At 63.3% G+C, this 26,947-nt stretch carries 21 protein-coding genes; 14 read left to right on the plus strand and 7 right to left on the minus strand.

All coding sequences use genetic code 11. The features are described 5' to 3' along the window. The first annotated feature begins 2 nt into the window (after window positions 1-2). The 5 genes from catA to benD all read left to right on the plus strand — a co-directional run bounded on the left by catA (window position 3) and on the right by benD (window position 4,774). Window positions 3-950, plus strand: a complete 948-nt coding sequence (gene catA / locus F3J17_RS34605; RefSeq protein WP_167070119.1) for a catechol 1,2-dioxygenase — start codon at window positions 3-5, stop codon at window positions 948-950. Window positions 951-1,080: 130 nt separating this feature from the next. Further along, on the plus strand, window positions 1,081-2,439 hold the full coding sequence (locus F3J17_RS34610) for a Rieske 2Fe-2S domain-containing protein (protein ID WP_167070121.1): 1,359 nt from the start codon (window positions 1,081-1,083) through the stop codon (window positions 2,437-2,439). Beyond that, entirely contained in the window at window positions 2,436-2,924 is a 489-nt protein-coding gene (gene benB / locus F3J17_RS34615) for a benzoate 1,2-dioxygenase small subunit (protein WP_167070123.1), read from the plus strand. Before F3J17_RS34610 ends, benB begins: the two co-directional genes overlap by 4 nt. A 51-nt stretch (window positions 2,925-2,975) precedes the next feature. After that, window positions 2,976-4,001, plus strand: coding sequence for a benzoate 1,2-dioxygenase electron transfer component BenC (benC, locus tag F3J17_RS34620; protein ID WP_167070125.1), 1,026 nt, complete (start codon window positions 2,976-2,978; stop codon window positions 3,999-4,001). Then, window positions 3,998-4,774, plus strand: coding sequence for a benzoate diol dehydrogenase BenD (gene benD, locus F3J17_RS34625; RefSeq protein ID WP_167070127.1), 777 nt, complete (start codon window positions 3,998-4,000; stop codon window positions 4,772-4,774). Before benC ends, benD begins: the two co-directional genes overlap by 4 nt. A gap of 26 nt (window positions 4,775-4,800) precedes the next feature. On the opposite strand, the gene F3J17_RS34630 is transcribed toward benD, so the two are convergent. Continuing rightward, the gene (locus F3J17_RS34630; RefSeq protein ID WP_167070129.1) at window positions 4,801-5,739 is read right to left on the minus strand and encodes a LysR family transcriptional regulator; all 939 of its coding nucleotides are present in this window, start codon (window positions 5,737-5,739) and stop codon (window positions 4,801-4,803) included. A 190-nt stretch (window positions 5,740-5,929) separates the two neighbouring features. Between F3J17_RS34630 and F3J17_RS34635 the strand changes: the two genes are divergently transcribed. The 3 genes from F3J17_RS34635 to F3J17_RS34645 are packed head-to-tail and all read left to right on the plus strand — an operon-like array spanning window position 5,930 to window position 8,436. Next, window positions 5,930-6,373, plus strand: coding sequence for a MarR family transcriptional regulator (locus tag F3J17_RS34635; RefSeq protein ID WP_240161260.1), 444 nt, complete (start codon window positions 5,930-5,932; stop codon window positions 6,371-6,373). Window positions 6,374-6,418: 45 nt separating this feature from the next. Continuing rightward, window positions 6,419-7,711 (plus strand): M20 family metallopeptidase, encoded by a 1,293-nt coding sequence (locus F3J17_RS34640; RefSeq protein ID WP_167070131.1) that lies wholly within the window; start codon window positions 6,419-6,421, stop codon window positions 7,709-7,711. A 32-nt stretch (window positions 7,712-7,743) separates the two neighbouring features. Next, window positions 7,744-8,436, plus strand: coding sequence for a trimeric intracellular cation channel family protein (locus F3J17_RS34645; RefSeq protein ID WP_167070133.1), 693 nt, complete (start codon window positions 7,744-7,746; stop codon window positions 8,434-8,436). A gap of 26 nt (window positions 8,437-8,462) precedes the next feature. Here F3J17_RS34645 and F3J17_RS34650 read toward each other — a convergent pair whose 3' ends face one another. The 6 genes from F3J17_RS34650 to F3J17_RS34675 all read right to left on the minus strand — a co-directional run bounded on the left by F3J17_RS34650 (window position 8,463) and on the right by F3J17_RS34675 (window position 17,616). After that, complete coding sequence (locus F3J17_RS34650) at window positions 8,463-8,990, minus strand: cysteine hydrolase family protein (protein WP_167070135.1); 528 nt, start codon at window positions 8,988-8,990, stop codon at window positions 8,463-8,465. 751 nt (window positions 8,991-9,741) lie between these two features. After that, window positions 9,742-12,636: an N-acetylmuramidase family protein gene (locus F3J17_RS34655; protein WP_205195094.1), complete on the minus strand. Its 2,895-nt coding sequence runs from the start codon at window positions 12,634-12,636 to the stop codon at window positions 9,742-9,744. 480 nt (window positions 12,637-13,116) lie between these two features. Further along, window positions 13,117-14,424 (minus strand): MFS transporter, encoded by a 1,308-nt coding sequence (locus F3J17_RS34660; protein ID WP_167070137.1) that lies wholly within the window; start codon window positions 14,422-14,424, stop codon window positions 13,117-13,119. 102 nt (window positions 14,425-14,526) lie between these two features. Then, a complete protein-coding gene (locus F3J17_RS34665) occupies window positions 14,527-14,949 on the minus strand; it encodes a BON domain-containing protein (protein WP_240161261.1) in 423 nt (140 codons plus the stop codon). A 31-nt stretch (window positions 14,950-14,980) separates the two neighbouring features. Then, on the minus strand, window positions 14,981-16,231 hold the full coding sequence (locus F3J17_RS34670) for a porin (protein ID WP_167070139.1): 1,251 nt from the start codon (window positions 16,229-16,231) through the stop codon (window positions 14,981-14,983). 167 nt (window positions 16,232-16,398) lie between these two features. After that, entirely contained in the window at window positions 16,399-17,616 is a 1,218-nt protein-coding gene (locus tag F3J17_RS34675) for a M20 aminoacylase family protein (protein WP_167070141.1), read from the minus strand. 137 nt (window positions 17,617-17,753) lie between these two features. On the opposite strand from F3J17_RS34675, the gene F3J17_RS34680 reads away from it, so the two are divergent. The 6 genes from F3J17_RS34680 to F3J17_RS34705 all read left to right on the plus strand — a co-directional run bounded on the left by F3J17_RS34680 (window position 17,754) and on the right by F3J17_RS34705 (window position 26,848). Beyond that, a complete protein-coding gene (locus F3J17_RS34680; RefSeq protein ID WP_167070143.1) occupies window positions 17,754-18,686 on the plus strand; it encodes a LysR family transcriptional regulator in 933 nt (310 codons plus the stop codon). Window positions 18,687-18,782: 96 nt separating this feature from the next. Continuing rightward, complete coding sequence (locus F3J17_RS34685; RefSeq protein ID WP_167070145.1) at window positions 18,783-20,048, plus strand: MFS transporter; 1,266 nt, start codon at window positions 18,783-18,785, stop codon at window positions 20,046-20,048. A 34-nt stretch (window positions 20,049-20,082) separates the two neighbouring features. Then, window positions 20,083-21,567 (plus strand): M81 family metallopeptidase, encoded by a 1,485-nt coding sequence (locus tag F3J17_RS34690; protein ID WP_167070147.1) that lies wholly within the window; start codon window positions 20,083-20,085, stop codon window positions 21,565-21,567. Between the two features lie 72 nt (window positions 21,568-21,639). After that, complete coding sequence (locus F3J17_RS34695; protein ID WP_167070149.1) at window positions 21,640-22,557, plus strand: LysR family transcriptional regulator; 918 nt, start codon at window positions 21,640-21,642, stop codon at window positions 22,555-22,557. A 487-nt stretch (window positions 22,558-23,044) separates the two neighbouring features. Beyond that, window positions 23,045-24,148 carry a porin gene (locus F3J17_RS34700; RefSeq protein ID WP_345891287.1) on the plus strand — a complete coding sequence of 368 codons (1,104 nt, stop codon included), beginning with the start codon at window positions 23,045-23,047 and terminating at the stop codon, window positions 24,146-24,148. 159 nt (window positions 24,149-24,307) lie between these two features. Then, window positions 24,308-26,848 (plus strand): glucose/quinate/shikimate family membrane-bound PQQ-dependent dehydrogenase, encoded by a 2,541-nt coding sequence (locus F3J17_RS34705; RefSeq protein ID WP_167070151.1) that lies wholly within the window; start codon window positions 24,308-24,310, stop codon window positions 26,846-26,848. Window positions 26,849-26,947: the final 99 nt, after the last annotated feature.

Here is a 26,947-nt window from a genome sequence, read left to right on the forward strand (position 1 = left end):
TCATGAGCGTCAAAGTATTCGAAACCGCAGAAGTTCAGGACTTGCTCAAGGCCGCAGCGAATCTCGAAGGCAGCAACGGCAGCGCGCGTTTCCAGCAGATCGTGCACCGCCTGCTGGGCGATCTGTTCAAGGCCATTGACGATCTCGACATCACGCCCGATGAAGTCTGGGCGGGTGTGAACTACCTGAACAAGCTGGGCCAGGATGGGGAAGCGGCGCTGCTTGCGGCGGGCCTGGGTCTGGAAAAATACCTCGATATCCGCATGGATGCGGAAGACAAGGCAGTCGGTCTGGACGGCGGCACGCCGCGCACGATCGAAGGCCCGCTCTATGTGGCCGGCGCACCGGTGCGCGATGGCGTGGCGAAGATCGACTTCGACGAAGACGCCAACGCCGGCCCGCTGGTGATTCGCGGCACGGTCAAGGGCACGGACGGCAAGCCTATTGCGAACGCCGTGGTCGAATGCTGGCACGCCAATTCCAACGGTTTCTATTCGCACTTTGACCCGACCGGCAAGCAAACCGACTTCAACCTGCGCGGCGCGGTGAAGACGGGCGCAGACGGCGTGTACGAATTCCGCACGCTTATGCCGGTGGGCTACGGCTGCCCGCCGCACGGCGCCACGCAGCAATTGCTCAACGGTCTGGGCCGTCACGGCAACCGTCCCGCACATGTGCACTTCTTCGTCACGAGCGGCGATCATCGCAAGCTCACCACCCAGTTCAATATCGAAGGCGATCCGCTGATCTGGGATGACTTCGCTTACGCCACGCGCGAAGAACTGATTCCGCACGTTGTCGAGAAAACCGGCGGCGCAGCGCTTGGCCTCAAGGCCGATACCTACAAGCACATCGAATTCGACGTCACGTTGACGCCGCTGCTGCAAGGCAAGGACAACCAGATCGTCCAGCGTCCGCGCGCAGCGGCCGAGGCTACTGCCACCGCCTGAACGCCTCACACGGCGGCAGCCGCCAGCATAGTTCGCGCTGCCGCCATCCCCAGATTCCCCCGCGAGAACCCGTTCGCCACCGATGCATGCGTCCCGTGCAGGGATCGGTGTAAGCATAGGGAGAGGAAACATGTCCGCCATCATCGACAAAGCCAACGAACTCGACCATCTGCTGGCCACCGCCGTGCAGGACGACAGGCAAGCCGGGATTTTCCGCTGCCGTCGCGATATCTTCACTAACCCCGAATTGTTCGATCTGGAGATGAAACATATCTTCGAGAGCAACTGGGTGTATCTGGCGCATGAAAGCCAGATTCCGAATAACAACGATTACTACACGACGTGGATCGGTCGCCAGCCCATCGTCATTACGCGCGACAAGACCGGTGAGTTGAACGCGGTGATCAATGCCTGCGCGCACAAGGGCGCGATGTTGTGCCGTCGCAAGCACGGCAACAAAGGCAGCTTTACCTGCCCGTTCCACGGCTGGACCTTCTCGAACACCGGCAAGCTGCTCAAGGTGAAGGACGAGAAAACCACGGAATATCCCGTGCAATTCAACACGCATGGCTCGCACGATCTGAAGAAAGTTGCGCGTTTCCAGAACTATCGCGGTTTCCTTTTCGGCAGCCTCAATGCGGATGCGATGCCACTAGAAGAATATCTGGGCGAAGCGCGCGTCATCATCGACCAGATCGTCGATCAGGCGCCCGGCGGTCTGGAAGTGCTGCGCGGCAATTCCTCGTATGTGTACGAGGGCAACTGGAAAATGCAGATGGAAAACGGTTGCGACGGTTATCACGTCAGCACCGTGCACTGGAATTACGCCGCCACCATGGGCCGCCGCAAGGAAGAGGGCACCAAGGCTGTCGATGCGAATAGCTGGAGTAAGTCGGTGGCGGGCGTCTATGGCTTCGAGCACGGCCATATTCTGCTGTGGACCCAGACGATGAATCCGGAAGTGCGTCCGGTTTATCACCAGCGCGACGAAATCAAGGCGCGCGTGGGCGAAGTCGCTGCCGATTTCATCGTCAACCAGACGCGCAATCTGTGCCTTTATCCGAATGTGTTTCTGATGGATCAATTCAGTACGCAGATTCGCGTGGTGCGTCCGATCAGCGTCGACAAAACCGAAGTATCGATTTTCTGCTTCGCACCGAAGGGTGAGAGCGCAACGGATCGCGCCACGCGCATCCGCCAGTACGAAGACTTCTTCAACGTCTCCGGCATGGGCACTGCTGACGATCTGGAAGAGTTTCGCGCCTGCCAGAACGGCTATGCCGGCATCACGGCAATGTGGAACGATCTGTCGCGCGGCGCGCCGCTGTGGGTCGAAGGCCCCGACGAGAACGCGAAGAAGATGGGCCTTAAACCGCTTATCTCGGGCGAGCGTAGTGAAGACGAAGGTCTTTTCGTGTGCCAGCACGAATACTGGGTGCACACGATGCAAGACGCGCTGGAGAAAGAACGCGAGGAGTCCGTAGCATGAGCTTCGATTATCAAACCCTGTGTGCGGTGCTCTATCGTGAGGCGCGCCTGCTCGACGACCGTCAGTGGGACGAATGGCTCACCTGCTACACCGAGGACGTCACCTACTGGATGCCGGCGTGGGACGACGACGACCAGCTCACCGACGACCACGAAAGCCAGATCTCGCTGATGTACTACCCGGATCGCGGCGGCCTGGAAGACCGCGTGTTCCGTATCAAGACCGAACGCAGCGGCGCATCCACGCCGGAGCCGCGCACGAGCCACAACGTCAATAACGTGGAAGTGCTGGCCACGCGCGATAACGAAGTGGATCTGCGCTACAACTTCCAGACGCTCAACCATCGCTACCGTACGACGGATTTTTTCTACGGCACGATGTTCGTTACGTTGCGTCTCGTCGAAGGTCAGTGGTTGATCGCCTATAAAAAGATCGTGCTGAAAAACGACTATATCCGGCAGGTTCTCGACGTTTACCACGTGTAATTAACGCGCGACGTCGAACGCATCAATATCAGGTAGTTGGAGGAGGTCCCTATGTCCAGTTTCAATATTGCGCTGAATTTCGAGGATGGCGTTACGCGCTTCATCGAATGCAAGGCCGGCGAGAAAGTCCTCGACGCGGCATTTCGCGCCCGCATCAATCTGCCGATGGATTGTTCCGACGGCGTGTGCGGCACCTGCAAATGCAAGGCCGAAAGCGGCAACTATGACCTTGGCGACGACTATATCGAAGACGCCCTGAGCGACGATGAAAAAGACGGCGGTCTCGTGCTCACGTGCCAGATGGTGCCGCAAAGCGATTGCGTCATTGCGGTGCCGGCCTCGTCGGCGGTATGCAAGACGGGGCAAAGCAAATGCGCCGCGAAAGTCGCAAAGATCGAATTGCATAACGACGCGGCGGTCGTGCTGGAATTGGACGTCGAAGAAAACGCCCCCGTGTTTCTGCCGGGCCAGTACGTGAATATCGACGTGCCCGGCAGCGCTCAGCATCGCTCGTATTCGTTTTCATCGGCGCCTGGCGATTCGAAGCTCAGCTTTCTCATCAAGAAGATTCCCGGCGGCGTGATGAGCAGCTGGCTCGAAGCTGCAAAGACGGGCGACAAGCTCGAACTGATCGGGCCGCTTGGCAGCTTTTATTTGCGTGACGTGCAGCGCCCGTTGCTGTTTCTCGCGGGCGGCACGGGGCTCGCGCCGTTTCTCTCGATGCTGGAAGTGCTGGCGCGCGCGAATTCGCAGCAGAAGGTGCATCTGATCTATGGCGTGACGCGCGATCTCGATCTCGTGCAGGTCGAAGCTATTGAAGCCTATACGGCGAAGCTGGCCAATTTCAGCTTCAGCACCGTGGTGGCGGACGAAGCGTCGAATCATCCGCGCAAAGGCTGGGTCACGCAGCATATTCCCGCCGATGCCCTCAACGATGGCGATGTCGACGTGTATCTGTGTGGACCGCCGCCGATGGTCGATGCGGTGCGCAAGCATTTCGACGATAACGGCGTGAAGCCCAACAGCTTCCACTACGAAAAATTCACGCCCAACGTCGCACCGAAGGCGGCAGCATGAGCGCACAACGTTTTGCGGGCAAAGTGCTGGTCGTCACCGGCGCAGCGCAGGGCATCGGGCGCGGCGTGGCGCTGCGGGCGGCGGCGGAAGGCGGCAAGGTGCTGTTCGTCGACCGTGCCGATTTCGTGGCCGAAGTCGCGGCTGAAGCAGGCGGCGATCACACTGCAGGTTTCGTCGCGGACCTCGAAACCTACGAAGGTGCGCGCGCAACCATGGCATTCGCCGTGGAGAAGTTCGGCGGCATCGACATTCTGATCAACGGCGTGGGCGGCGCGATCCGCATGCGTCCGTTTGCGGAGTTCGAGCCCGAGCAGATCGACGCGGAAATCCGCCGCTCGCTCATGCCCACGCTTTACACCTGTCACGCGGTGCTGCCGCATCTGCTGGCGCGCGGCGGCGGCACTATCGTCAATATCTCGTCGAATGCCACGCGCGGGATTCGCCGCGTGCCGTATTCGGCGGCGAAGGGTGGTGTGAATGCGATTACGCAGGCGCTGGCGATGGAGTACGCGGAACACAATATCCGCGTAGTGGCGACGGCGCCGGGCGGCACCAGCGCGCCGCCGCGCCGCGTGCCGCGCAATGCCGCAGGCGATAGCGAACAGGAAAAAGCGTGGATGAACGAAGCCGTTCATCAGGTAACCGAATCGACCTTTTTCAAGCGCTATGGCAGCATCGACGAGCAGGTCGCGCCGATCCTGTTCCTCGCGTCGGACGAAGCGAGCTATATCACCGGCTCGGTATTGGCGGTGGCAGGCGGCGATACGGGTTGACCCGTGAGCCAAAGAGCCCCTGAAAATCAGCCTTTTTTGGCGTGAGCCTCGCGATCGGTCGGCGCGAGGTACGCCATGCCTTGCTCGTCGTAGAGGTCGTAAATCAGTTGCAGCATGCGCTGCAGATCCTCGGATTCGTCGAGCATGCGCATGCTCATGATGATTGGCGACACCAGATTGGCGTCGTCGAGATCCTTGTAGAGGACGTCGTCGCGCTTGAGGCCGTAGACGCTCTTCGGCACGATCGAAATCCCTTCTCCCGCCGCCACGAGGCCCAGCGCCACCTGCAATTCGCGCGTCTCCAGCACGCGGCCCGGCTTGAGCGCGCGATCGTGAAAGGCCGCCAGCACCTGATCCGCGTAACTGGGGCGCGGCGACTTCGGGAAAATAATCAGCGTTTCGTTGAGCAGGTCGTGCAGCGACAGTTCGGCTTTCGCGTCGCCCAGCGCATGGCCCTGCGGTAGCGCCACGATCATGCGCTCCTCGCGCAGCACCACGCGGCGGATGCTCGGATCGTCCAGCCGGATGCGCCCAAATCCCACGTCGATACGGCCTTCCTTGAGCGCCTTGATCTGGTCCATCGTCGACATTTCGTTCAGGCTCAATTCGACCTCGGCATGCTGCTGCCGATAGCGCCGGATGATTTTCGGCAGCATCCCGTATAGCGTCGAGCCGACGAAACCCACCGACAGATTGCGCTCGATCTTGCCGACCCGGCGCGTCATCGATTCGAGTTCCGCGGTTTGTGCGAGCAGCTGTGAGGCGTGCTGATAGAAGAAGCGTCCGGTATCGGTGAGCTTGAGCGGGCGCGAATTGCGCTCAAATAGCTGCACGCCGAGGATTTCCTCGAGCTGCTGGATCTGTCGGCTCAGCGGCGGCTGCGCGATATGCAGCCGTTGCGCCGCGCGCGTGAAGCTGCGCTCTTCGGCGACGGCCACGAAGTAGCGAAGATGGCGCAACTCCATGTTCCAACCTCTGGGATATTGATTCGTTACAAAAGGGCGCTCAGACGCATCTCATTATACCTGCGAGGCATGGTGTTTCATGGCGTCACCGTCCCAATAATAGTTGAAATTTTCAACTATTTGTCTATACTCCGATGCGTCGTCGGCCAGGTTTCAACCTTCATCCGGCTTTCATCTTTGGAGCGCGCTCTTGTCTTCCGGCTTGCATCCCGGCTTTCTCACCTTCAGGCTCGATCTCGCGAGCGCGCTGCTGAGCGAGCGCGCCAATGCGATCTACCGCGAGCGGTGGGGCCTGGACGTGCGAGCGCTGCGCGTGCTGCGGCTCGTCTGCGCCGAAACGGGCATCACGCCCAAGACCGTTTCGCAGCGCGCGTTGATCGAGAAAACGCTGCTGTCGAAAACGCTCGCCGAACTTGAAGCGCGCGGCCTGATCGTGCGCGATACCCACGCGCAGGACCGCCGCAGCATCGCGCTGAGCGGCACGCCCGAGGGCGTCGACGTGGCGCAGGCATCGGCGAAAGTCGGCGCGGATCTGGAAGGCGAACTGGCCGCTGCCTTGACGGCGAACGAACGCAAGACGCTCGACCGTCTGCTCGAAAAGCTTTCGGACAGCTTGCTCAACGGCGCGGCCTAGCCCGTGCGCCCTCGATCGGCAAGCCCCACAATCCCAGGAGTCACCATGACCAGATTGATCGATACGCTCGCGCCCGCCATCGGCGCGCTGTTGCCTGAACTGGAGACGATCTACAAGGACCTGCACGAGCATCCGGAACTCTCGATGCAGGAATTCCGTACCGCGAAGATCGTCGCCGATTACGTGGAAAAACTCGGCTACGAGGTCACGCGCGAAGTCGGCGTGACGGGCGTGGTTGCAATCCTGCGCAACGGCGCGGGCCCGGTCGTGATGCTGCGCGCCGATATGGATGCGCTGCCGATGGCCGAAGACACCGGCCTGCCGTACGCCAGCAAGGTGGTGACAAAAGACGAGGACGGCGTGCAGGTGGGCGTGGCGCATAGCTGCGGGCACGACATGCATGTGACCTGGCTGCTGGGCGTCGCACGCCTGATGGCCGAGCATCGCGGCGCCTGGAACGGCACGCTCATGGCGGTATTCCAGCCCGGCGAGGAAGTGGGGCGCGGGGCGCGCAGCATGGTCGACGACGGCATGATCACGCGCTTCCCGAAACCCGACGTGATCTTGGGCCAGCACGTGATGGTGGGCGCGGCGGGCACGGTGGGGTATCGCAGCGGCACGATTCTTTCGGCGGGCGACAGCCTCAAGGTCAAACTGTTCGGGCGCGGATCGCACGGGTCGCAGCCGCAGACTTCGATCGATCCGGTGATCATGGCGGCGTCCACTACGCTGCGTTTGCAGACCATCGTGTCGCGCGAAATCTCGCCGCGCGACAGCGCCGTGCTGACGATCGGCAGCCTGCAGGCTGGCACCAAGGAAAACATCATCCCCGACGACGCTACGCTCAAGCTCAACGTGCGCACCTACGATGAAGACGTGCGCGAGTACATGCTGGGCGCGATCCGCCGCATCTGCTGCGCCGAATGCACGGCGTCCAACGCGCCGCGCGAGCCGGAGTTCACCACGCTCTCCAGCTACCCGCTGACCGTCAACGACGACGCCACCACGGAGCGTCTGCGCACGGCCTTCGAAGCGCAGTTCGGCGAGCGCGCGTACGAGACGGAACCGGCGGCGGCCAGCGAAGACTTCAGCGTGTTCGGCCGCGAGTGGGGCGTGCCTTACGCGTTCTGGTTCATCGGCGGCACTGACCGCGAGGTGTTCGAAAAAGCCCGCGCAGAAAAGAAGATCAACCAGATTCCGAGCAATCACTCGCCGCGTTTCGCGCCGGTGATCGACCCGACGCTGCGCACCGGCCTGGAAGCGATGCTCTGCGCAGCGGGCGCATGGCTGGGCCACGACGCCGCAGCAGCGGATCAACCGATGAGCGAGGCGGCGTGAGCATGGCATTGGGCGCGCACGTTAGCGCGCATATGAACGCCCACACCGCGTACACGGCGCTCGATCTCATCGGCACCTTTGCCTTTGCGATCTCGGGCGCTGTTGCGGCGCGGCAGCGGCGGCTGGATCTGTTCGGCATCCTCGTCGTGACCTTCATGGTGGCGTGCGGCGGCGGTATCGTGCGCGATGTCTGTATCGGCGCGATTCCGCCTGCGGGGCTGTCGAACTGGGCCTATATGGCGGTGACGGTGCTGGCCGCGCTGCTGACCATCGTCGCCTATCCGCAGGTGCGGCGGCTGCGTCATCCGGTGTTGTTCTTCGACGCGATCGGCCTTGGCCTGTTCGCGGTGGCGGGCGCGCAAAAGACGTGGATCTGGACCGATAGCGCGGAAACGGCCATCGTGCTCGGCATGGTGAGCGCGGTGGGCGGCGGCGTGCTGCGCGACATCATGTTGTCGCGTGTGCCGGCGATCCTGGAGCGCGAGATTTACGCGTCGGCGGCGCTGCTGGGTGCGGCGTTGCAGGTCGGGCTGACGTATATGGACTGGTCGACGTTCTGGACGCCGTGGGTTGCGACGCTTGGCTGCGTGGCGCTGCGTCTGGCTTCCCTGTATTTCGGCTGGCGTTTGCCGGTGTTCCATTCGCGCGAGGTCAAGAAGCGGATTCGCGCGATGGAGCAGGAAGCGTTGGAGGCCGGCGAGGATGCGCGGCACGACGGGCGCTAGATGCGCCGTGCGTGCCGTGAAAAGCCTTAGAACGTGATATCCGCCGTTCGTACGGCGCTAATGCGCGGCCCAAAGCTGCGCATGCTCGACAGCGTCTGGTTGTGGTGCTCGCGAATCGTCGCTGCCGTGGCGTGCGATTTGTCGTGCGTGGTGTGCGCATCGGCGACGAGCGTCACCGTGAAACCGTTGGCGGCGGCGCGGCGCGTGGTCGTATCGACGCAGAATTCCGTGGCGTAGCCGCAGATCACCACATGTTTGATCGCGTGCTCTTCAAGCAGCGCGCCCAGCGCCGTGTTCAGGAACGAATCGGGCGTGCGCTTGCTCACAAAATAGTCGCTGGCCTGCGCTTGCGCGGCATCGGCGATTTTCCAGGCTTCGCTGCCGGGCGCGAGTTCTTCGTCCTCGTGCTGGATGAAGACCACCGGCACGCGGGCGGCGCGGGCGCGCTCCGTCAACTGAAAGACGTTGGCGGAGATAGCGGCCGCGTCGCCCGGCAGCGGATCGGTGGCGACTAGTCCGTTCTGGAAATCGATGACGAGCAATGCAGTAGTCATAAAACAGTTCCCCTGGAAAGAGCCGATTCTATCTGCTCGCTTTCTCCTGAAACAGCGCCAGCCCCACCAGGCTGACAATTCCACATCCCAGCACGTACCACGCGGGCGCGAACAGCAAGCCGCCAGCGTCGTCGTCGCCACGCTCACCAACGAGAGGGCCGCACGCGCGGCTCACGATGGACTTACACTCGGCTGGATGAACGACGAAACCGCCGGGCAATGGGCCGCCAACCAGCCGAGCGTACAGCAACAACCTAAGAGCAGCCTAGCGCGCTGCTGTCGTCGCACTTAAGTCGATCTAAGAGCTTGGACATATTGTCTACAACTTTGGATTGGCATTTGATCTGTACCTCGTCCCCCTCATTTCGAGATACGGCTACACCGTATCTAGGCACTGGAGACTCAGTTGCATCGTAGTTTCGAAATATTGAATATTTATAATCTGACTTGATGAATGAGACTCGCGTATATTCAACGCTCGGTCGAAAGTAGTGATTGTATAAAAAATCATTCCCATTGCTCGCTGTTGCTACATAAGACATTTCTATTTTTCCGGGGGATCCAAATCTGTAAGTTATAGTTTGAGGGTGGTTGTTCATGCATAAAGCGACTGACTTTGATTTTGAAGTGGAGCACGAAAAAATCACCGTCTCTGCAGAGGAGCATAATGAGGGCGTGGCTTGAGTTGCATCACATATTGCGAAAAAAAATAAAATTACAATCTTTGATAATTTTTTTTGTGAATGCATTTTTATCCCAAATCCCTGTAATTATTCGCGATGATTGTGTCGTAACCTTGTTGAGCAGGGCCATTGTATCGAACTGCAAACCCGTGCCAGTTTTTGTTGCATATTGCCGCCTTTAGAACGGGGTCTGCCTTGATAAATGACACAAAGGCCCGAAGCTGATTGGCCTCTGATTCGCTTACTGATTCGACGTAGTCTTTTACACTCTGAAATCCTGCCGCCCTGAAATTTTTTCCCAGTATTTGAAATCGCCCCCAAGACGCGGAACGCAGCGCCGCGTCTGGGTCGAGTGCATAAGCCTCCAGTAGCTTCTCGTATTGAATCGATTTTGTCCCGTAACCACCTTGCACGGCATTGGAAATGCGGGAATGACTTTGATCATATATTCCGTGGGTGGCGTGATGAAATAAGTGTCGCTCAAAGAGAATTGCAGGTACCGGGTCATCCCCGGACGCTAGATCTTGACCGGGTTTAAAGTACGGACCCGATGAGCCGGTTTCGGTTTTTGCAACGGCCTTGATCGCCCGTGCTTCACAACCTAGTTCTGTCGCTGCATCCGTGTAGTCCTTTTCAGTAAGGGATTGCCCATTGGATTTATGCAAGAACTGGATTTCGATTCGTTGTCCCTGAATAGTAATGACTGGGTGCGCCGCACAGTTAGCAAAATTCCCCACCAACCCAACCGGATGGATATGCCACACAACCGCGCTGGCCGGAAAGCCATTGACCGTCTGGACCTTGTCCCACCATTGCAGTTTCTTGATGCGCTCCATTTCGGTCGTCCAGGTGGGCTTGCCGACTTCGCCCATGAGCGGCAGGAATTTTTCCCACTTGCCCATATTGCCGCCCCATTCGCTCTCATAGCGGAACATCAGGTGCGAGATGCTTCCGGCGAGCCACGGAACCGTCAATGTGCGGCGTAGATCAGCGGGCTTCACGGTTGCGCTGCCGTCGCCCTGGCGCTTCGCTGCCTTCTCCAGCTTGCCGATAAGCGCGCCAGCGTTTACGTTCGCGGCGATGACGCTGAATTCCTTCTCGTCGTCGCCCTCAGTCAGCCGCGTTGTTTCGAACAGGTTGCGCCGGTACATGTCGAGCAACGGCACGTCCGTGGTGTCCACCGTTTCGAACCCCGGCCACGCCCACGGGCTTTGCCATTGCGTGCCGGGATGGCCCTTTTCGCATATCCATCCAGAGAACGTCCTGCCGTCGCTGTCGCCCGCCTCGACGGACCACCATAGGGTGTCCTGTTCGTCCGTTGCCCTGTCAATTTCGCGTCCCTGGTCAAGCTGCGTGCGCGAGAATACCTGCGGGAATTCGACCGTCGAGCCGCCGGCACTGGCAAGCTGCAACGGGAAATCCGTCCAGGTTGGAAGGGACGCGCCAGCAACCTTGCCCGCATACTTCGTGCGCTCCACCCACAGCGGACTGCCTACTGGCGTACCACTGGCTGGATGGCTTTGCGAATGACCGTGAGCGTGACCGTGGGCATGCGCGGCTGGCTGTGCAGCAGGCCGCGTTGGCTGAACCTTTGCCCAGAGTCCCTTGCCGGGGTCTCCCTGCTTACCTGTCGCAAGCGCCAGCGTCAGCCCCGCAAGCCCAGTGTTGGCCTTCGGATCGGCTGGCTTGACAAGCTTTGCGCCCTGCTGGATCAGCAGTAGTGTTTTTCCGCTTTCCGGCAGTTTCTTCGCCCGCTCCTGGCTGCGCTTGATGAAATCCGCAATCTGCGCCCCGGTAAAGACTTCGACGTGTAGCAGGGGGCGGATGCGTTGAGGCGGTAGCCGGCTCGCTTCGGTGGAGTTCTGGTACTCGCCCAGGTAGCCCACCACGTCGCCCGCCTTGACAGGGAACGGCTTGTCGAGCACGACCACCGTATCCAGCGGTTGCGGTTCGATTACCGCGTCGAGTTCGTCCAGATGCACCCAGCCCGTCGCGGCGCGCGGATCAGGTGTGCCGCCTGCCACGGAGGCGACCGGCGCACCCTTCGTCACGACAGCGATCTGCGCCCAGCCCCTGGCCGCGTTGCCGACGATCTTCAGTTCACCGCCACGCGGCAGGAGGCCAATGACATTGCCGGACGCACGATCGCGGATGCCGATACCAGGGGCACACTGCGGGGCGCTTGCTGCACCGCCTGGCGGCACGGTATAGCGCACCTGGTCCGGATACGTCGTGAGTGCGTCAATACTGTCCGGCGTCGGTCCTGTTGCCACACCGCCAAGCATCGCGCTACCGCCCGGCGCAGCCGTATTCAGCGCAGTTGATGACGTGCGGAGATTGAGCGGTGCGTTCAGTGACCGGGGCTGGGCCTGCTGGTCTTTTGCTTTCGCGCCCACGCGGAAAAAACGGTCGCCCTGCCAGAACGGCAGCGGATGAATCGACATTGCGGCTGCATCGCCGCTGGCCTGTGCCTCCTGATAGCCCTTCCAGTCGAGCTGGTGCATGTACAGACTGTAGAACTCCAGCACGTCATCAGCGGGTGGCTCGTAAGTCTGCGCACCATCGGTGCTGGATGCGCTGGGAGCAGGCGTAGCGGACGTCGCTGGAGCGGGCGTTTCAGGTGTGCCTGTCGGTTTGGGTTCGGGCGGCAGGACAAGACGATGGCGCAGCAGCGCGAAGCCTGTCGAATACAGCGCGTAGCGCGGCGGAAACGGTGTGTAGGCGAGTTCGGGATAAGTCGAATCGAGCCGGTACGCTACTACCTCGCCATCGGCAATGGCCCTGACGCCTTCGCCCTGTTTCAGCTTGCCACCCGTGCCCACGTTGAAGTGAATTCCGCCGTGATACATCCCGTTCGAGCCAAGCGGATAGAAGCCGTCGTCTGATTGCGCCAAGGCACGCAGCCACGTTTGAGGATCGGCTGAATCGCCGTTCGCGGGAGGAAACGGGAAACTCCAGTTCAAGGGTTGCCATTGTGGTGGCGGAGGAGTGGTAGGAGTGGGCGGGGTGGTCGGTGCCGCCGGATGCTGTGGATGACCGTGATGTACCGTCATGGATGGGCCTGGCCTCACTAGTTGTTACCAACAGAGACGCGGCCCGGTACGTCAGGACAGCAAAAATCAGGAAGGCCGCGCGCTGGATGAGCCGGATTTCGGCTCATCCAGCGCTTCTATCGCGCTAGGCGCGCGCCCTCAACCAGGCAAAGGTAAACAACGTTCAAAAGTGCTGTGTGGCTTGATGTTGCGCAAGCGCGCATTTTCGCGAGCGCGCGCCGATTCTCCTTGCATTACGCTGAGTTGATCATCGACGCGTCTAGTGGCCCATGAGTTTGGCGCAGCTGCGTCACCCGGCAGCCGATCCGTGGCAACAAGGCCTTTCTGGAAAACGCTGACGAGCAATGCAAGTGCAGTAGTGTTAAGCGAGTCCCCTGGAAAGAACCGATTCTATCCGCTCGCTTTCTCCCGAAATAGCGCCAATCCCACCAGGCTGACGATTCCACATCCCAGCACGTACCACGCGGGCGCGTAGAAGCTACCCGTCGCGCGCCACAACGCTCCCACGGCCAGTTGCGCAAACCCGCCAAACAGCGTCACGCCCACGGCGTAGATGATGCCCAGCGACGTCGCGCGCACTTCGGGGCGCAGCGCTTCCAGAATCATCAGAAAGCCGGCTGGGCTCGTAAGCGTCATCAATCCAATCAGCACGATGGCGACGATCAACACCGTGTCCACCGTCGGCCTTGCTGCGATCGCAGCGAACGCCGGAAACAGCAGGGCCAGCGAGACAACCGAAGCAACGGCGAGCAGCGGCTTGCGACGCGGCAGCCGATCCGCCAGCTTGCCTGCGAATGGTGAACCGATCAGCAACACCAGACCCGCCGCGCAACCGCTCACCGATGCCGTGGCCGCGGGCATATGCAGTGTGAGCGCGAGGAACGCGGGCAGGAAGAAGACGATGGTGTACATCGTGCCCGTGCCGCCGATCACCAGCATCGTGCCAGCCACGATCACACGCAGCGGCAGCTTGCGGCGCACAGCGGGCGTTTTGGCTTCCGCGTGTGCATGGTGCCCATGGGCTTGCGCAGGCAACGTATCGTCCAGTCGCGCACGCAGGAAAAAGCCCAGCGGACCAATCGCAAGACCGATCAGGAACGGCACACGCCAGCCCCACGTAATCAAGTGCTCGTGCGAAAGCGACTTCGACAGCAGCAACGCGATCAACGCGCCTGCCAGCGCCGCTCCGCCCTGACTCGCCATCTGCCAGCTCACCAGCAGCCCGCGTCGGCCTTCGCGTCCGGCTTCCATCAGCAGCGTGGTGGCCGCGCCCACTTCGCCGCCCGCCGAAAATCCTTGCAGCAAACGGCCCAGCACGATCAGCGCAGGCGCGGCAAGGCCGATCTGCGCGTAAGTGGGCGCAAGGCCGATCAACCCGGTGCCCAGCGCCATCAGCAGCACGGTGAGGATCAGCGCGGGTTTGCGGCCCGCACGATCCGCATATGCGCCGATCGTCACGCCGCCCAGCGGACGCACCACGAAGCCCACGCCGAACGTCGCCAGCGACATCATCAGCGATGACAGCGCGTCATGCGACGGGAAAAATAACTGGCCGATCAGCGCGGAAAAGAAGCTGTAGACGGTGAAGTCAAAAAACTCCAGACCGTTGCCGAGTGCGGCGGCCAGCACCATCGTGCGGCTCGTGCGTGCGGGTGTTGCTGCGCCATGAGTTGCTGCGCGTTCGTGTACGACGTTCATGCGGATGCCTCGATTGCTTGTGCCTGCTTTTTGCCTGTTGTTCAGGCGTTGGCGAAGCGGCGCGCCTGCCTGAAGCGCCGCTTCGCGGGGTGCCTGCGACGACTACTGGCTGCCCTTGATGCCTTCGTCGTCGCGAATCACCAGTTTGGTCGTGACCGAACGCACGCCGCTCACGCCTTGCGCGACGGAGGTGGCCAGTTCGATCTGGCTTTCGCTGGCGACCACGCCCGAGAGCGTGACGGCGCCGTCACGCGCCCGCACGCGGATAAAACTCGACTTCAGCCCTTGCTTGCGCGCCGCCTTGAGCGCGTGACGCACGCTTGCGGCCAGCGCCCGATCCGCGCCCGACGACGCCGCGACTGCAGGCGTGGCGTGTTGCGAAGCCGAAGCCGAAGCCGTGGCCGATACCGCGCTGGCCTCGCTGCCGCCCTGCGCGTAAGCGCCGTGAGCGGACAGCCCGGCGGCGACGCACATGGCGGCGGCCACGAAGCGCAGCGCCCCGCGCGATTTCATCTGCATGTTCATCCCCTGTCTCCTGTGTCGATGCGAACGGTGTTCAGAACTTGTGATACATGCCGACGAGCACCAGGTGCGGCGACTGATACATTTCCGTTCCCGTGCTGCCGGTATAGCTGTTGCTGATATTGTCGACAGTCGGCTGCTGCGACGGGTAGCGTCCATAGGTGGGCGTCGCGCCGGTGTTGTGGATTACCGCGCCGCGCACATAGAGGGCGGTGCGCTTCGACAGGTTGTAGTCATAGCCGAGCGTCAGGCCGTACGAATGGCTGCTCACGCCCGCCACGTCGCGATACGCCACTTCCACGCGGAAGTCGTTGCGCTGCTGATAGCGATACAGCGCGCCCAGCGTATAGAGCGAGGCCACGCGGTCGCCTTCCAGACGCGGCGCGAGAAAGCTGTAGCCTGCCGAGAGCACGTAGTGCCCGGCGTCGTACAGCAGGCCGGCCGCGAAGTTGTCAGTGCGCACGTACTGCGAGGTGGTGAGCGCATTCAGGCCGTAGTTGCCCAGATAGCTCAGCGTGCCGAACAGATGGCCGTCAAAGTAATTCAGCGCCACGGCGCGCGTGACGATCGTCGGTGCGCTGGAACTGCTGTCGTGCAACGACAGCGCCACTTGCGCATTGAGCGGCCCGAACCACGGCGACGAATAGCTGATCGCATTCGACAGACGGCTCGCCTCGAAGCTCGCGCCCGGCCCCAGATCGTAGACCCACGCCGTCATATAGGCGACGGTGGAAACCGTGCCCACCTGACCGAACACGTCGATGAAAAGCGGCACGCCCACATCGTCCTGCAAGCCGAGCTTCAGCTCGCCGGTCTTCTGCGACCCGATGCTCACCCACGCCTCACGATTGAACAGCGTATTGGCCGTGCCCAGCTGGCCGTTGGCGGCATTGAAGCCGTTTTCCAGATCGAAGCGCACGCGATAGCCGCCGCCCAGATCCTCGACGCCATACAGGCCGATCTTCGAGGTCCATTCCCCGCCGCTTTGCTGCACGAACGCTGTCTGCGCGCCCTTGGTGAAACCAATCGACTGGTCCACCGCACCATAGAGGCGCACGCCCGGCGAGTACGCGCCGGTCGTGGCATACGGCACGCCCTGAAAATAGTCTTCGAGAAAGAGATTCGAAGTCTGGGCGTGCGCGCCCAGCGAGGCGCCGCTCATGAAAGTTGCGCACGCAACCAGACGCGCGGCGCGCGCGATGCGGGTTTGCCGTAACGCGCGTGCGTCTGCGAGGGGCCGTGCGCCGTCGCTCGGGTTCTGTGGCGTGATGCTGCTTGCTGACATTTATAGACTCTTAAGGTTGGTCAGAAACTGCGGGGAGGGCGGCGCGCGAGGGCGAGAAGTAGGCGCGCCTGGCCTTTTATCGTTGCGTGCGGGCGCATGACGTCCCTGTCTCGTCAGGACGCCACGCGCGGGCGGGATGCGGATCTCAGTCCGCTTGTTCCGCTGGTTCAGCCCTGGCGCAGATAGCGCTCGACGAGCGCGACGAACCACGCCGCGCCATAGGGGATCGCATCGTCGTTGAAGTCGTAGCCGGGGTTGTGCACGGAGCAGCCGCCGACGCTGCCCACGCCATTGCCGAGGAGTACGTAGCAGCCGGGCAGTTTCTCGGTCATCCAGGAGAAGTCTTCGCTGCCCATCACGGCCTCGGGCATCATCGTCAGCCCGCTTTTGCCGACCAGCGATTGCATGACTTCGATGGCGAGATCGGTGGCGTTCTGCTCGTTGACGAGCGGACGTGAAATCGCCTTGTATTCGACCGCGGCCGTTGCACCATAGGACTGCGCCTGCAGTTCCGCGATACTGCGGATGCGCGTTTCCAGCAGATTGCGCGTCTCGCTGTCGAGTGCGCGCACGGAAAGCTGCAGCGTGGCGCTTTCCGGAATCACGTTGCCGGCCTTGCCCGCGTGGATTGCACCCACCGTCACCACGGCGGCGCGCGTGGGCTCGACGTTGCGCGCCACGATGCTTTGCAGCGCCATCACGATGCTTGCGGATGCAACGATCGGATCGCAGCCCATTTGCGGCATCGCGCCGTGCGCGCCGCGTCCGGTCACGGTGATCGTGACGGTATCGGAGGACGCCAGCATGCAGCCGTGACGCACCGCGAAATGGCCCACCGGCAGGCCCGGCGCGTTGTGCAGCGCGAACACCTGATCGCACGGGAACCGCTCGAACAGACCGTCGGCGATCATGCGCGATGCGCCGCCCAGGCCTTCCTCGGCGGGCTGGAAGATCACGTTGAGCGTGCCGTCGAATTGCGCGTCAGTCGCCAGATATTGGGCGGCCGCCAGCAGCGTGGCCGTATGGCCGTCGTGGCCGCACGCGTGCATGGTCTGCGCGACGGTGCTGGCGTAGGGCAGGCCGGTGTTTTCCTGGATCGGCAGGGCGTCCATATCGGCGCGCAGGCCGATGGCGCGCTCGCCCGTCCCGCGCTTGATGCGTCCCACCACGCCCGTGCCGCCGATGCCCGTCGTCACCTCGTAGCCCCACTCGGCGAGCTTTTCGGCCACGAGTGTGGAGGTGCGCGTTTCGGCAAAGCCGAGTTCGGGGTGCGCGTGAATGTCGTGGCGAATCTGCACGAACGGTGCGCGGCGCTCGCGCAGGGTTTCGACGAGCGCGGCGCGTTCGGCGTCGGAGGTGAGGGGGGCGGCGTTGGCTTGCGTCATGTCTGGGTTCTCTTGTCTGGCCGTACGGGTGACGGCCTCTGGAGTCACAGACTAAGGACGATCGGTCAAAATAAAAAAGCAAAAATGCGTATGTCGATAACTGTTGGTAATATCCTCCGCATCATGAAAGGTGACCGATGAAGATCCACCAACTGCGCGCGCTGGTCGAAATCGCCGCTACCGGCAGCATTAATGGCGCGGCGCGGCGTCTGCACGTGACCCAGCCGGCCATCACCAAGGCCGTGCGCGATCTGGAAGACGAGTGCGGCGTGCGCCTGCTTGAGCGTAATCCCTGGGGTGTAGTGCCCACGGCCGAAGGCGCGGCGCTGCTGCAGCGCGCCCGCACCGTCGTGCGCGAACTCGAACGCGCCGAGGAAGACCTCGCCCACCTCAAGGGGCACCGAACCGGCAAGCTGGTGATCGGCGTGACGCCGATTGCGGGCACGGCGGGTCTGGCTGAAGCCTTCACCGATTTCCGCCGCCACTGGCCGCAGGTCACGGTCGAATTCCGCGAACTGGGCTTCAACCAGTTGCGCGAAAATCTGAGCAACCGCACGCTCGACCTCGCTTTTGCGGCCTTTCCGACCAGCCCCGGCGACGATTCTGGCACGGTCCGGCCGCTCTTCGCCTTCGATTCGGTGTTCGTGACGCGCGCCAACGGCGCGTTCGCCCAGGCCACATCGCTCGCCCAGGTGCAGGACGCCGAGTGGATCCACACCGACGTCACCGATGGCTATCCGGCCAATATTCGCGGAATGTTCGAGCGCGCGGGCCTCGCGCCGCCGCAGCGCATCACGCGCTGCACGTCCTACGGTTTGCTCTACGGCCTCGCGCTGAACAACGACGCGGTGTTCGCCTGGACGCGTCATACCTTGCAGACCGCCGAACTGGGCCGCGCGTTTGTTGAACTGGATCTGCCGGTGCGCCCGCCGGCCTTGCAGCTCTATCTGTTTGCGCCGCCCGAGGCGCAGATCACCCGGCCCGCCGAGTATTTCGTCGATTGCATTCTCGCGGTGGCCGCCGAGCGCGCGCGCGGCGGCCTGGGTGGCACGGTATTAACCGGCGGTTGATCCCCCACAACTGAAGTCGCTGGTTGCGGGCGTTTTGCGCGGCTATCGTTGTCGGCACATGTTGTCAGCACAACGAAACCGCCAAAGGAGACGCCCGTGACGACCGCCGTGCCCGCAGCAGCCCGACCTGCTTCACAAGCCGCCGACGCGTCGCTGGGTGCGAGCCGTACGCGTCGGGCAATCGTGCTCGTCGCGCTCTTCGCGGCCTGGGCGGTCGCCTACACCGATCGCATCGTGATCGGCACGGCCATCATTCCGATTTCGCGCGAACTGGCCTTGAGCGACGCCGCTAAGGGCTACGTGCTGGGCGCGTTCTATGCCACCTACGCGCTGATGCAACTGGGCGGCGGCGCGCTCGCCGACCGCTTCGGCGCGCGCCGCGTGCTGGTGGGCTGCCTCGCGCTCTGGTCGTTATTTACGGCGCTCACCGGCGCGGCGTGGTCGCTGGGCTCATTGCTCGCGTTCCGCCTGCTGTTCGGCATCGGCGAGGGCAGTTTTGCGCCCGCCAGCTCGACGGCCATCGTGCAGACTTTTCCCGCGCGCGTGCGCGCCCGCGTGCAGGCGCTGCTGTGCAGCACCGTGTTTCTCGGCAGCGCGGTGGGCGCCGCCAGCGTCGGCTGGACCATCGCGCGCTTTGGCTGGCGACAGACCTTCGTGATGCTCGGTGCGCTGGGCGCGATGGTGGCGTTCGCGCTCTTTGTGGTGCCGTCGCGCAGGCACATCGACCCTGCCGATGCCTCGGGCCACGCCGCGCAAGCTCGTCCACGCTGGCGCGACATCGCACGCGAACCGCTCGTCTGGCGTGTCGCGCTGACGTGGTTTGGCTGCTGCGTGCTCGCGCTCGGCCTGCAGGCGTGGCTGCCGGTCTGGCTCATGCGCACGCGCGGCATCGACTTGCTTCATATCGGCCTGATTTCGGCGATTCCCTTGCTGGCGAGTTTTGTCGGCACCAATCTCGCCGGCTTTGTCATCGACCGTCTGCCTGCCGCGCGCCTAAAGCATCTGCTTGCGGGCGGGGCGCTGGCGAGCGCGGCGTTTGCCGCCGCCATGCCGTTCGTCGCCTCGCTGCCCGCGCTGATCGTCTGCTGGACGCTGTGCATGCTCGCCTTCGACGTGGTCTATGCCGGTGTTTTTGCCATTCCGCTCAAGCACTTTCCGGCCAGCGTGGCTGGACGCACCACGGGGCTGATCAACTTTGCCGGGCAACTGGCGGGTGCGATTTCGCCGGTCGTGGTGGGCGCGCTGGTCGGCCACGCGGGCTGGACCGCCGCCTTCGCGTTCCTCACGAGCGGCGCGTTGATCGCAAGCGTCGCCGCGCTGGGTTGCCGTTTCCAGATGCGGCCGCCGACGCTGAGCCATTGATTCCTTTCGTTTTTTCTTCGCACCGAGTCCCGCCATGAAATGCTTCGTCGCCGGTCTGCTCACCGAGACCAATGCCTTCGTCAATCTGCCCACCAGCCTGGAGATGTTCATGCGCGGCCATATTCCGCCAGGCGCGTGTCCCACTGACGATACGCCCACCGCAGGCGCGGAACTGCTGTGGGCCGCGAAACGCCGCGCGGCAAAAGGCGAGTTCACGCTGATTGAAGGCAGCTGCTTTCGCGCGACGCCCGCAGGCATCACCAGCCGCGAAGCCTACGAGACCATGCGCGAACGCATCTTGGACGAATTGCGCGCCGCGTTGCCCGTCGATGCAGTGATGCTCGGCTTGCACGGCGGCATGATTGCGCACGGCTATCCGGACCCGGAAGGCGATCTGATCGCCCGCGTGCGCGCGCTCGTGGGCAAGGAATGCGTGATCGGCGTGGAATTCGACCCGCACTGCATCGTCAACAACACGCGCCTGGACCATAGCGACATCATCGTGCTCTACAAGGAGTACCCGCACACGGATACGGTCGAGCAGGCCGAGCGCGTGATCGATCTCGTCAAAGCGATGGTGAACGGCATGCCGCGTCCGCGCGCTTCGCTGTTCGACTGCCGCCAGATCGACTCTTATCCGACCACCGGCGCAGCCATGCGCGCGCTGGTCGACCGCGCGAAAGCGATCGAGGCGGACGCGGATTCGGGCATCGTGTCGATCTCGATCGTGCACGGCTTCATCTATGGCGATACCGCCGATCTGAGTACGCGCGTGCTGGTCTACGCGCACGACAAGGCGCGCGGCGATGCGGTAGCGCGCGAACTGGGCGAGGCGCTGGTGGCGTTGCGAGGGCAGACAGCGTCGCCCTTGCTGCCGATCGACGCGGCCATCGATGCGGGTCTTGCCCCCCCGGACCCGGCAAAGACGGGGCCGGTCGTAGTTGCCGATCCCACCGACAACTCGGGCGGCGGCGCTCCGTCCGACAACACCGACGTACTCGCGCGCCTGCTGGCGCGCGGCGTGGAAAACGTCGCCGCGGGGCCGCTGTGGGACCCGGGCGCGGTGCAACTGTGCTTCGACGCGGGCCTGGGCGCGGTGTTGCCGCTGCGTATCGGCGGCAAGGTCGCGCCGACTTCAGGTCAACCCGTCGACGGTCTCGCCGAAGTGATCGGCCTGCGGCGCGGCGCGTGGCAACGTTTTGGCCCGAGCCGCGTGGAATGCGGCGACGCGGCCGCGATCCGCATCGGCGGGGTGGAAATCGTGCTGATGACGCAGCGCGCCCAGGCGTTCAGCCTCGAAGCCTTCGAGCAGGTGGGCATCGATCCGCGCGCGAAGCGCATGGTGTTCGTGAAGTCGGTCAATCATTTTCACGCGCATTTCGGGCCGATCGCGAGCCGCGTGCTGTACGTCGACGGCGGCGGCCCGTTGCAGCGCGACTACGCCAAAGTGGCCTGGCGCAACGTTCGCCGTCCGCTTTGGCCGCTCGATGCCGAGGCCGCGCCGGCATTGATCCGCTGAATCCGCGTTGTTCTTCATGGGCGTGACCGCGTTAATATCCGCGGCTTCTCCTCTGCAACTTTGCGCGCGCCCATGAAGCAGCATCAGCTCCACGCCTTTCTCGCGCTGGCCGCAGGCGGCAGTCTCACCCGCGCCGCCGCGAGCCTGAACCGCACCACGGCCGCCATCTCCAAGTCGATCCGCGAACTCGAAGGCGAATTCGAGGTTCAGCTGTTCGAGCGCACGCCGCACGGCATGTCGCTATCGGCGGCGGGGCGGGCATTTCTGCCGCGCGCCCAGGCCGTGGTCGCCGAGATGACGCGCGCACACGAGGAATTGAGCGCGCTGCGCGGTCAGCACGGCGGCCATCTGCGCATTGGCCTCACGCCCGCGGTTTCGGTGCTGATCGCGCCGGATCTGGTGGCCGGATTTATGGCGCGCCACCCGACGGTGCAGGTCGAACTCTACGAATACCAGCGCGAGCAAATGCTGCATCGCCTCGACGACGGCACGCTCGATGTCGCGCTGCATGCGGTGCCGTCGTTCTCGGAAACGCGCCCCGACTCCCTTCAGGACAGCCGTTCGCGGCTCGTGTTCGAGACCACGTTCGCGCTGGTGGCCGCCCGCGCCGGGCGTCACGCGCAGGCGGCGTCGCTCGACGCGCTGTGCGAGGCGCGCTGGATTTACACCGACCCGAGCGGCGCACAACAGCGCTACGTCGATCGCGTTTTCGAGCACGCCGGACTCGTTGCGCCCGCAAGCACCTTGATGTGCGCGGCCTCGGTGCCGGGAATCGCGCTCGCGCTGAAGATGGACGCGGTGATGCTGGTCGCGCGTCCCGTCATCGAGACGCGGCGCGAGCTGATGGAGCTGCCATTTTTTCCCGATCCTCCTGCGCTGCGCGTCTGGTGCACCGTGCGCCATGCCGCGACAATGCCGCCTCAGGTGAGCGCCTTTCTCGACGAAGCCCAGCGCTGGCAGGCGCGCACCGGACCCGGCACGCCACAATAAAAATTAAGGTACGGAACGTGCTATCGCTTCCCGGCTGAAGAGATTGCGTGCTTGAGCCTACGATTGAGCTTACGAAAGCGAAAAGTCGACCTGGGGTTACGGCCAGCGGGGAATTCGGCAAAACCCCGTCGGGGTTTTGCCCGATTGCGTAAAGTTGGATGCGAAATTCGCTCTGGACTGCTATAGTCCGACCCCGCTGCGACCAGCCAGAAAGCACCATTCCAGATGACGCGCTATATTTTTCAGGCGTCATGTGCTTCCGGCGGTACGCATCGAACAAAACGTCGCCACCGGGCACAGCGCGAAGCATCCCCAGCGAAGCGGACTTTATCGACCCGTTTCACTGCTTTCGGCACGGCCATTTTCGGGATAACCGGATCTGGCTTTCACGGACTGCAAGGCGCCAGGCGCAGCGAGACCACGCAAGTGGCCTTCAGGCGGCCCGGTCGGCACGGACAACGAAAGAAGAATCCATCTGGGAGCTGACGTGAAAAAACAACTGGGCGCAATCGCCCTGCTGGCAGCGAGCACGGCTGCCTCGGCGCAATCGAGCGTGACGCTCTACGGCCGCGTCGACGGCGGCATCGAATATCTGAATCACATTGCCAATGGCAACGGCGGCACGTCGAGCCGCTGGAGCGCGGAAGGCGGCGACTGGGGCACCAGCATGCTCGGCATGAAGGGCACCGAGGATCTGGGCGGCGGCACCTCCGCGCTGTTCGACCTCGAAACCGCGCTGCAGATCATGAACGGCACTTCGGGCGGCGGCAAGCTGTTCTCGCGCCGTGCGTATGTCGGCTTGAAGAACGACACCTGGGGGCAAATCCAGGCCGGTCGCAACCTCTTCATCGACAGCGACGGCGTGTGGGAATTCGACCCGTTCGTGCAGCAGGCGGTGTCGTCGGCGTCGCTGGTGCGCGGTCGTAACTGGCAGCAGACCAGCAATAACGTCGAATACCACAGCCCCGTGTGGCACGGCCTCGACGTGCAAGGTCAGTACGCCTTCGGCAACCAGACGAGCGGCTTCAACAATGGCGCCGACGGCGACTTTGGCCGCTCGGACGGCGTCATGCTGACGTACCACTCGCCGCTGTTCGACGTGCGCGGCATCTACGACGAGCTGCGCGACTCCAGCGGCCGTTTCTCCAACATCTTCACGGCATCGCGCGAATTCTTCGTGGGCGGCAATCTGCGCGTCGACAACTGGAAGATCCAGGCGGCCTACACGCACTACGCCGCGCCGGATTCGCCGGTAGGTGTAGCCGACAGCGCCGACCACTACTGGCTGGGCGCGACGTATCAGGCGACGCCGAAGTGGGCCGTCACGGCGGCGGGCTTCTACATCCACGTGGGCGAGGGCAGCGGCGACGCTTCGCACGATCCGGGCAGCCACGCCATGCTGTACGCGCTCGGCACCACCTATAACCTGAGCAAGCGCACCTTCCTGTACGGCACGGTGGCTTATGTGGACAACAGCAAGAACGGCAACTTCTCGGTGTTCGCCACGCCGCGCGACTCCAGTTCGCCGACCAGCCCGAACGTGGGCGAATCGCAGACCGGCGCTTACGTCGGGATGATGCACGTCTTCTAAAGCAGCAGGTTTTTCGCGGAGCGTTTTCCGCACAACCGGCCGCTGCGGGCGTAGCGCAGTGGCTGGACGACTCGCCGGCGTTCGCGTCGGCGCGCCTCGCCGCCGGCATCGTGTGACAGGCGATGCAAGCGGCGTCCTCAAAAGAAGGTTGAGATCATCATGTCCAGATCCAGAGAATCATCATCGCCGGGGTTCATCGGCGTCATCACATTACTATTCATCGCGCTCACATCGCTGTTTCTGCTGATCGGCGGCGCGTACCTGCTGTCGCTCGGCGGCTCGGCGTATTACGTCGTGACCGGCGTTGTGCTGCTGGCCGTCACGTGGCTGCTGTATCGCCGCAGTCCCACCGCGCTCGTGCTCTACGCGCTCGTGCTCGTGGGCACCGCCATCTGGTCGCTGTGGGAGTCGGGTCCCGACTTCTGGGCGCTCGCACCGCGCTCGGGCGTGCTCGTCGTGTTCGGCGTGTGGCTGCTGCTGCTCGTGAGCTGGCGTCTCGAAGCACCGCGCAAGCTGGGCGTGCAATCGCTCGTCGGCGCGCTGGTGATCTGGGCCGGCGTGCTCGTGTACGCCTGCTTCAACGATCCGCAGACGGTCAACGGCACGCTCGCTTCGTCGACGGGTTCGCTCGCCGCGAACGCGAACGGCATCGACAATGGCGACTGGCCCGCTTACGGTCGTACCCAGGAAGGCACGCGCTACGCGCCGCTGCAGCAGATCACGCCGGATAACGTGAAGAACCTGCAAGTGGCCTGGACCTTCCGCACGGGCGACATGAAAGGCCCGAACGATCCGGTCGAAATCACCAACGAAGTCACGCCGATCAAGATCGGCAATCTGCTCTACCTGTGCTCGCCGCACCAGAAGCTTTTCGCGCTCGACGCGCAGAGCGGCACGCTCAAGTGGACCTTCGATCCGAAGCTCAAGACCGATCCGTCGTTCCAGCACGTGACCTGCCGCGGCGTGTCGTATGTCGATCTGACGGCAAATGCGGCGGCTCCGGCAGACGCGGCTGCTGCACCGGCCAGCGATGCGGCTGCGACTGCTGCTGCCTCGGACGCTGCCGCTTCGGCTCCGCAAGCGGCTGCTTCGGACGCCGCTGCTTCGGCTGCCACGGCTGCGGCATCGACCGCACCGGCCAGCGACGCGACCACCACGGCCGCCGCTCCGGTGACGGGTGCCTGCTCGCGCCGTATCTATCTGCCGGTCAACGACGGTCACCTGTACGCGCTCGACGCGCTGACGGGCGAGCGTTGCGCGGGCTTCGCCAATAACGGCGATCTCGATCTGCAGCACGCCATGCCGGTCACGACGCCGGGCATGTACGAGCCGACTTCGCCGCCGATCATCACCAGCAAGGTGATCATCGTCGCGGGCGCGGTGGAAGATAACTTCTCGAACCGCGAACCGTCGGGCGTGATCCGCGGCTTCGACGTGCGTACGGGCGAACTCCTGTGGGCGTTCGATCCGGGTGCGAAGGACCCGAACCACATCCCGGGCCCGGGTGAGCACTACACCTGGAACTCGCCGAATTCGTGGGCCCCGGCGGCTTACGACGCGAAGCTCGACATCGTCTATCTGCCGATGGGCGTGCGCACCCCGGACATCTGGGGCGGCGACCGCACGCCGGAGATGGAACGCTTCGCCAGCGGCCTGCTCGCGCTGCACGCTTCGACCGGCAAGCTGGCCTGGTTCTACCAGACCGCTCACCATGACCTGTGGGACATGGATATGCCGTCGCAGCCGACGCTCGCCGACATCACGACCAAGGACGGCAAGACCGTGCCGGTCGTGTACGGCCCGGCCAAGACCGGCAACCTGTTCGTGCTCGACCGCCGCACCGGCGAAACCGTCGTGCCGGCTCCGGAACTGCCGGTGCCGCAAGGCGCCGCGCCGGGCGACCGCACTTCGCCGACGCAGCCGTTCTCCGAACTCACGTTCCGTCCGAAGAATCTGCTCACGGACAAGGACATGTGGGGCGCGACGATGTACGACCAGCTGGTCTGCCGCGTGATGTTCCACAAGCTGCGTTATGAAGGCACCTTCACGCCGCCGTCGCTGCAAGGCACGCTGGTGTTCCCGGGCAACCTGGGCATGTTCGAGTGGGGCGGTATTGCGCTCGACACGGATCGTCAGATCGCCATCGCCAACCCGATCGCGCTGCCGTTCGTCTCGCGTCTGATCCCGCGCGGTCCGGGCAACCCGATGGAACCGGAAGCCGGCGCCAAGGGCAGCGGTACGGAATCGGGCATCCAGCCGCAGTACGGCGTGCCGTACGGCGTCACGCTGAACCCGTTCCTCTCGCCGTTCGGTCTGCCGTGCAAGCAGCCGGCATGGGGCTATATCGCCGGTATCGACCTGAAGACCAACGAGATCGTGTGGAAGAAGCGTATCGGTACGGTGCGTGACAGCTCGCCGATCCCGCTGCCTTTCAAGATGGGTATGCCGATGCTGGGCGGCCCGATGGTCACGGCAGGTGGCGTGGCGTTCATCGGCGCAACGGCGGATAACTTCATCCGCGCGTTCGATGTGAACAACGGCAAGCAGCTCTGGGAAGCCCGTCTGCCGGCCGGCGGTCAGGCTACGCCGATGAGCTACTCGATCAACGGCAAGCAGTACGTCGTGATCGCAGCAGGCGGCCACGGCTCCTTCGGCACCAAGCTGGGCGATTACGTGATCGCTTACGCACTGCCGAACTAAAGCGCGTTTGACGTGCACGGCGTGTGTCGCGAGGGCGTTCTAACCTCGCGACGCACGCAACGGCACTGGAAGCACCGGAAGCGGCATGCCTGGCATGCC

The sequence above is a fragment of the Burkholderia sp. Ax-1719 genome, from assembly GCF_011753055.1.
Taxonomy (GTDB): domain Bacteria; phylum Pseudomonadota; class Gammaproteobacteria; order Burkholderiales; family Burkholderiaceae; genus Paraburkholderia.

Excerpts from the sequence above, each read along its gene's own strand:
- catA (WP_167070119.1), top strand. The coding sequence starts at position 3 with ATGAGCGTCAAAGTATTCGAAACCGCAGAAGTTCAGGACTTGCTCAAG.
- F3J17_RS34610 (WP_167070121.1), top strand. The coding sequence starts at position 1,081 with ATGTCCGCCATCATCGACAAAGCCAACGAACTCGACCATCTGCTGGCC.
- benB (WP_167070123.1), top strand. The coding sequence starts at position 2,436 with ATGAGCTTCGATTATCAAACCCTGTGTGCGGTGCTCTATCGTGAGGCG.
- benC (WP_167070125.1), top strand. The coding sequence starts at position 2,976 with ATGTCCAGTTTCAATATTGCGCTGAATTTCGAGGATGGCGTTACGCGC.
- benD (WP_167070127.1), top strand. The coding sequence starts at position 3,998 with ATGAGCGCACAACGTTTTGCGGGCAAAGTGCTGGTCGTCACCGGCGCA.
- F3J17_RS34630 (WP_167070129.1), bottom strand. The coding sequence starts at position 5,739 with ATGGAGTTGCGCCATCTTCGCTACTTCGTGGCCGTCGCCGAAGAGCGC.
- F3J17_RS34640 (WP_167070131.1), top strand. The coding sequence starts at position 6,419 with ATGACCAGATTGATCGATACGCTCGCGCCCGCCATCGGCGCGCTGTTG.
- F3J17_RS34645 (WP_167070133.1), top strand. The coding sequence starts at position 7,744 with ATGAACGCCCACACCGCGTACACGGCGCTCGATCTCATCGGCACCTTT.
- F3J17_RS34650 (WP_167070135.1), bottom strand. The coding sequence starts at position 8,990 with ATGACTACTGCATTGCTCGTCATCGATTTCCAGAACGGACTAGTCGCC.
- F3J17_RS34660 (WP_167070137.1), bottom strand. The coding sequence starts at position 14,424 with ATGAACGTCGTACACGAACGCGCAGCAACTCATGGCGCAGCAACACCC.
- F3J17_RS34665 (WP_240161261.1), bottom strand. The coding sequence starts at position 14,949 with ATGAACATGCAGATGAAATCGCGCGGGGCGCTGCGCTTCGTGGCCGCC.
- F3J17_RS34670 (WP_167070139.1), bottom strand. The coding sequence starts at position 16,231 with ATGTCAGCAAGCAGCATCACGCCACAGAACCCGAGCGACGGCGCACGG.
- F3J17_RS34675 (WP_167070141.1), bottom strand. The coding sequence starts at position 17,616 with ATGACGCAAGCCAACGCCGCCCCCCTCACCTCCGACGCCGAACGCGCC.
- F3J17_RS34680 (WP_167070143.1), top strand. The coding sequence starts at position 17,754 with ATGAAGATCCACCAACTGCGCGCGCTGGTCGAAATCGCCGCTACCGGC.
- F3J17_RS34690 (WP_167070147.1), top strand. The coding sequence starts at position 20,083 with ATGAAATGCTTCGTCGCCGGTCTGCTCACCGAGACCAATGCCTTCGTC.
- F3J17_RS34695 (WP_167070149.1), top strand. The coding sequence starts at position 21,640 with ATGAAGCAGCATCAGCTCCACGCCTTTCTCGCGCTGGCCGCAGGCGGC.
- F3J17_RS34705 (WP_167070151.1), top strand. The coding sequence starts at position 24,308 with ATGTCCAGATCCAGAGAATCATCATCGCCGGGGTTCATCGGCGTCATC.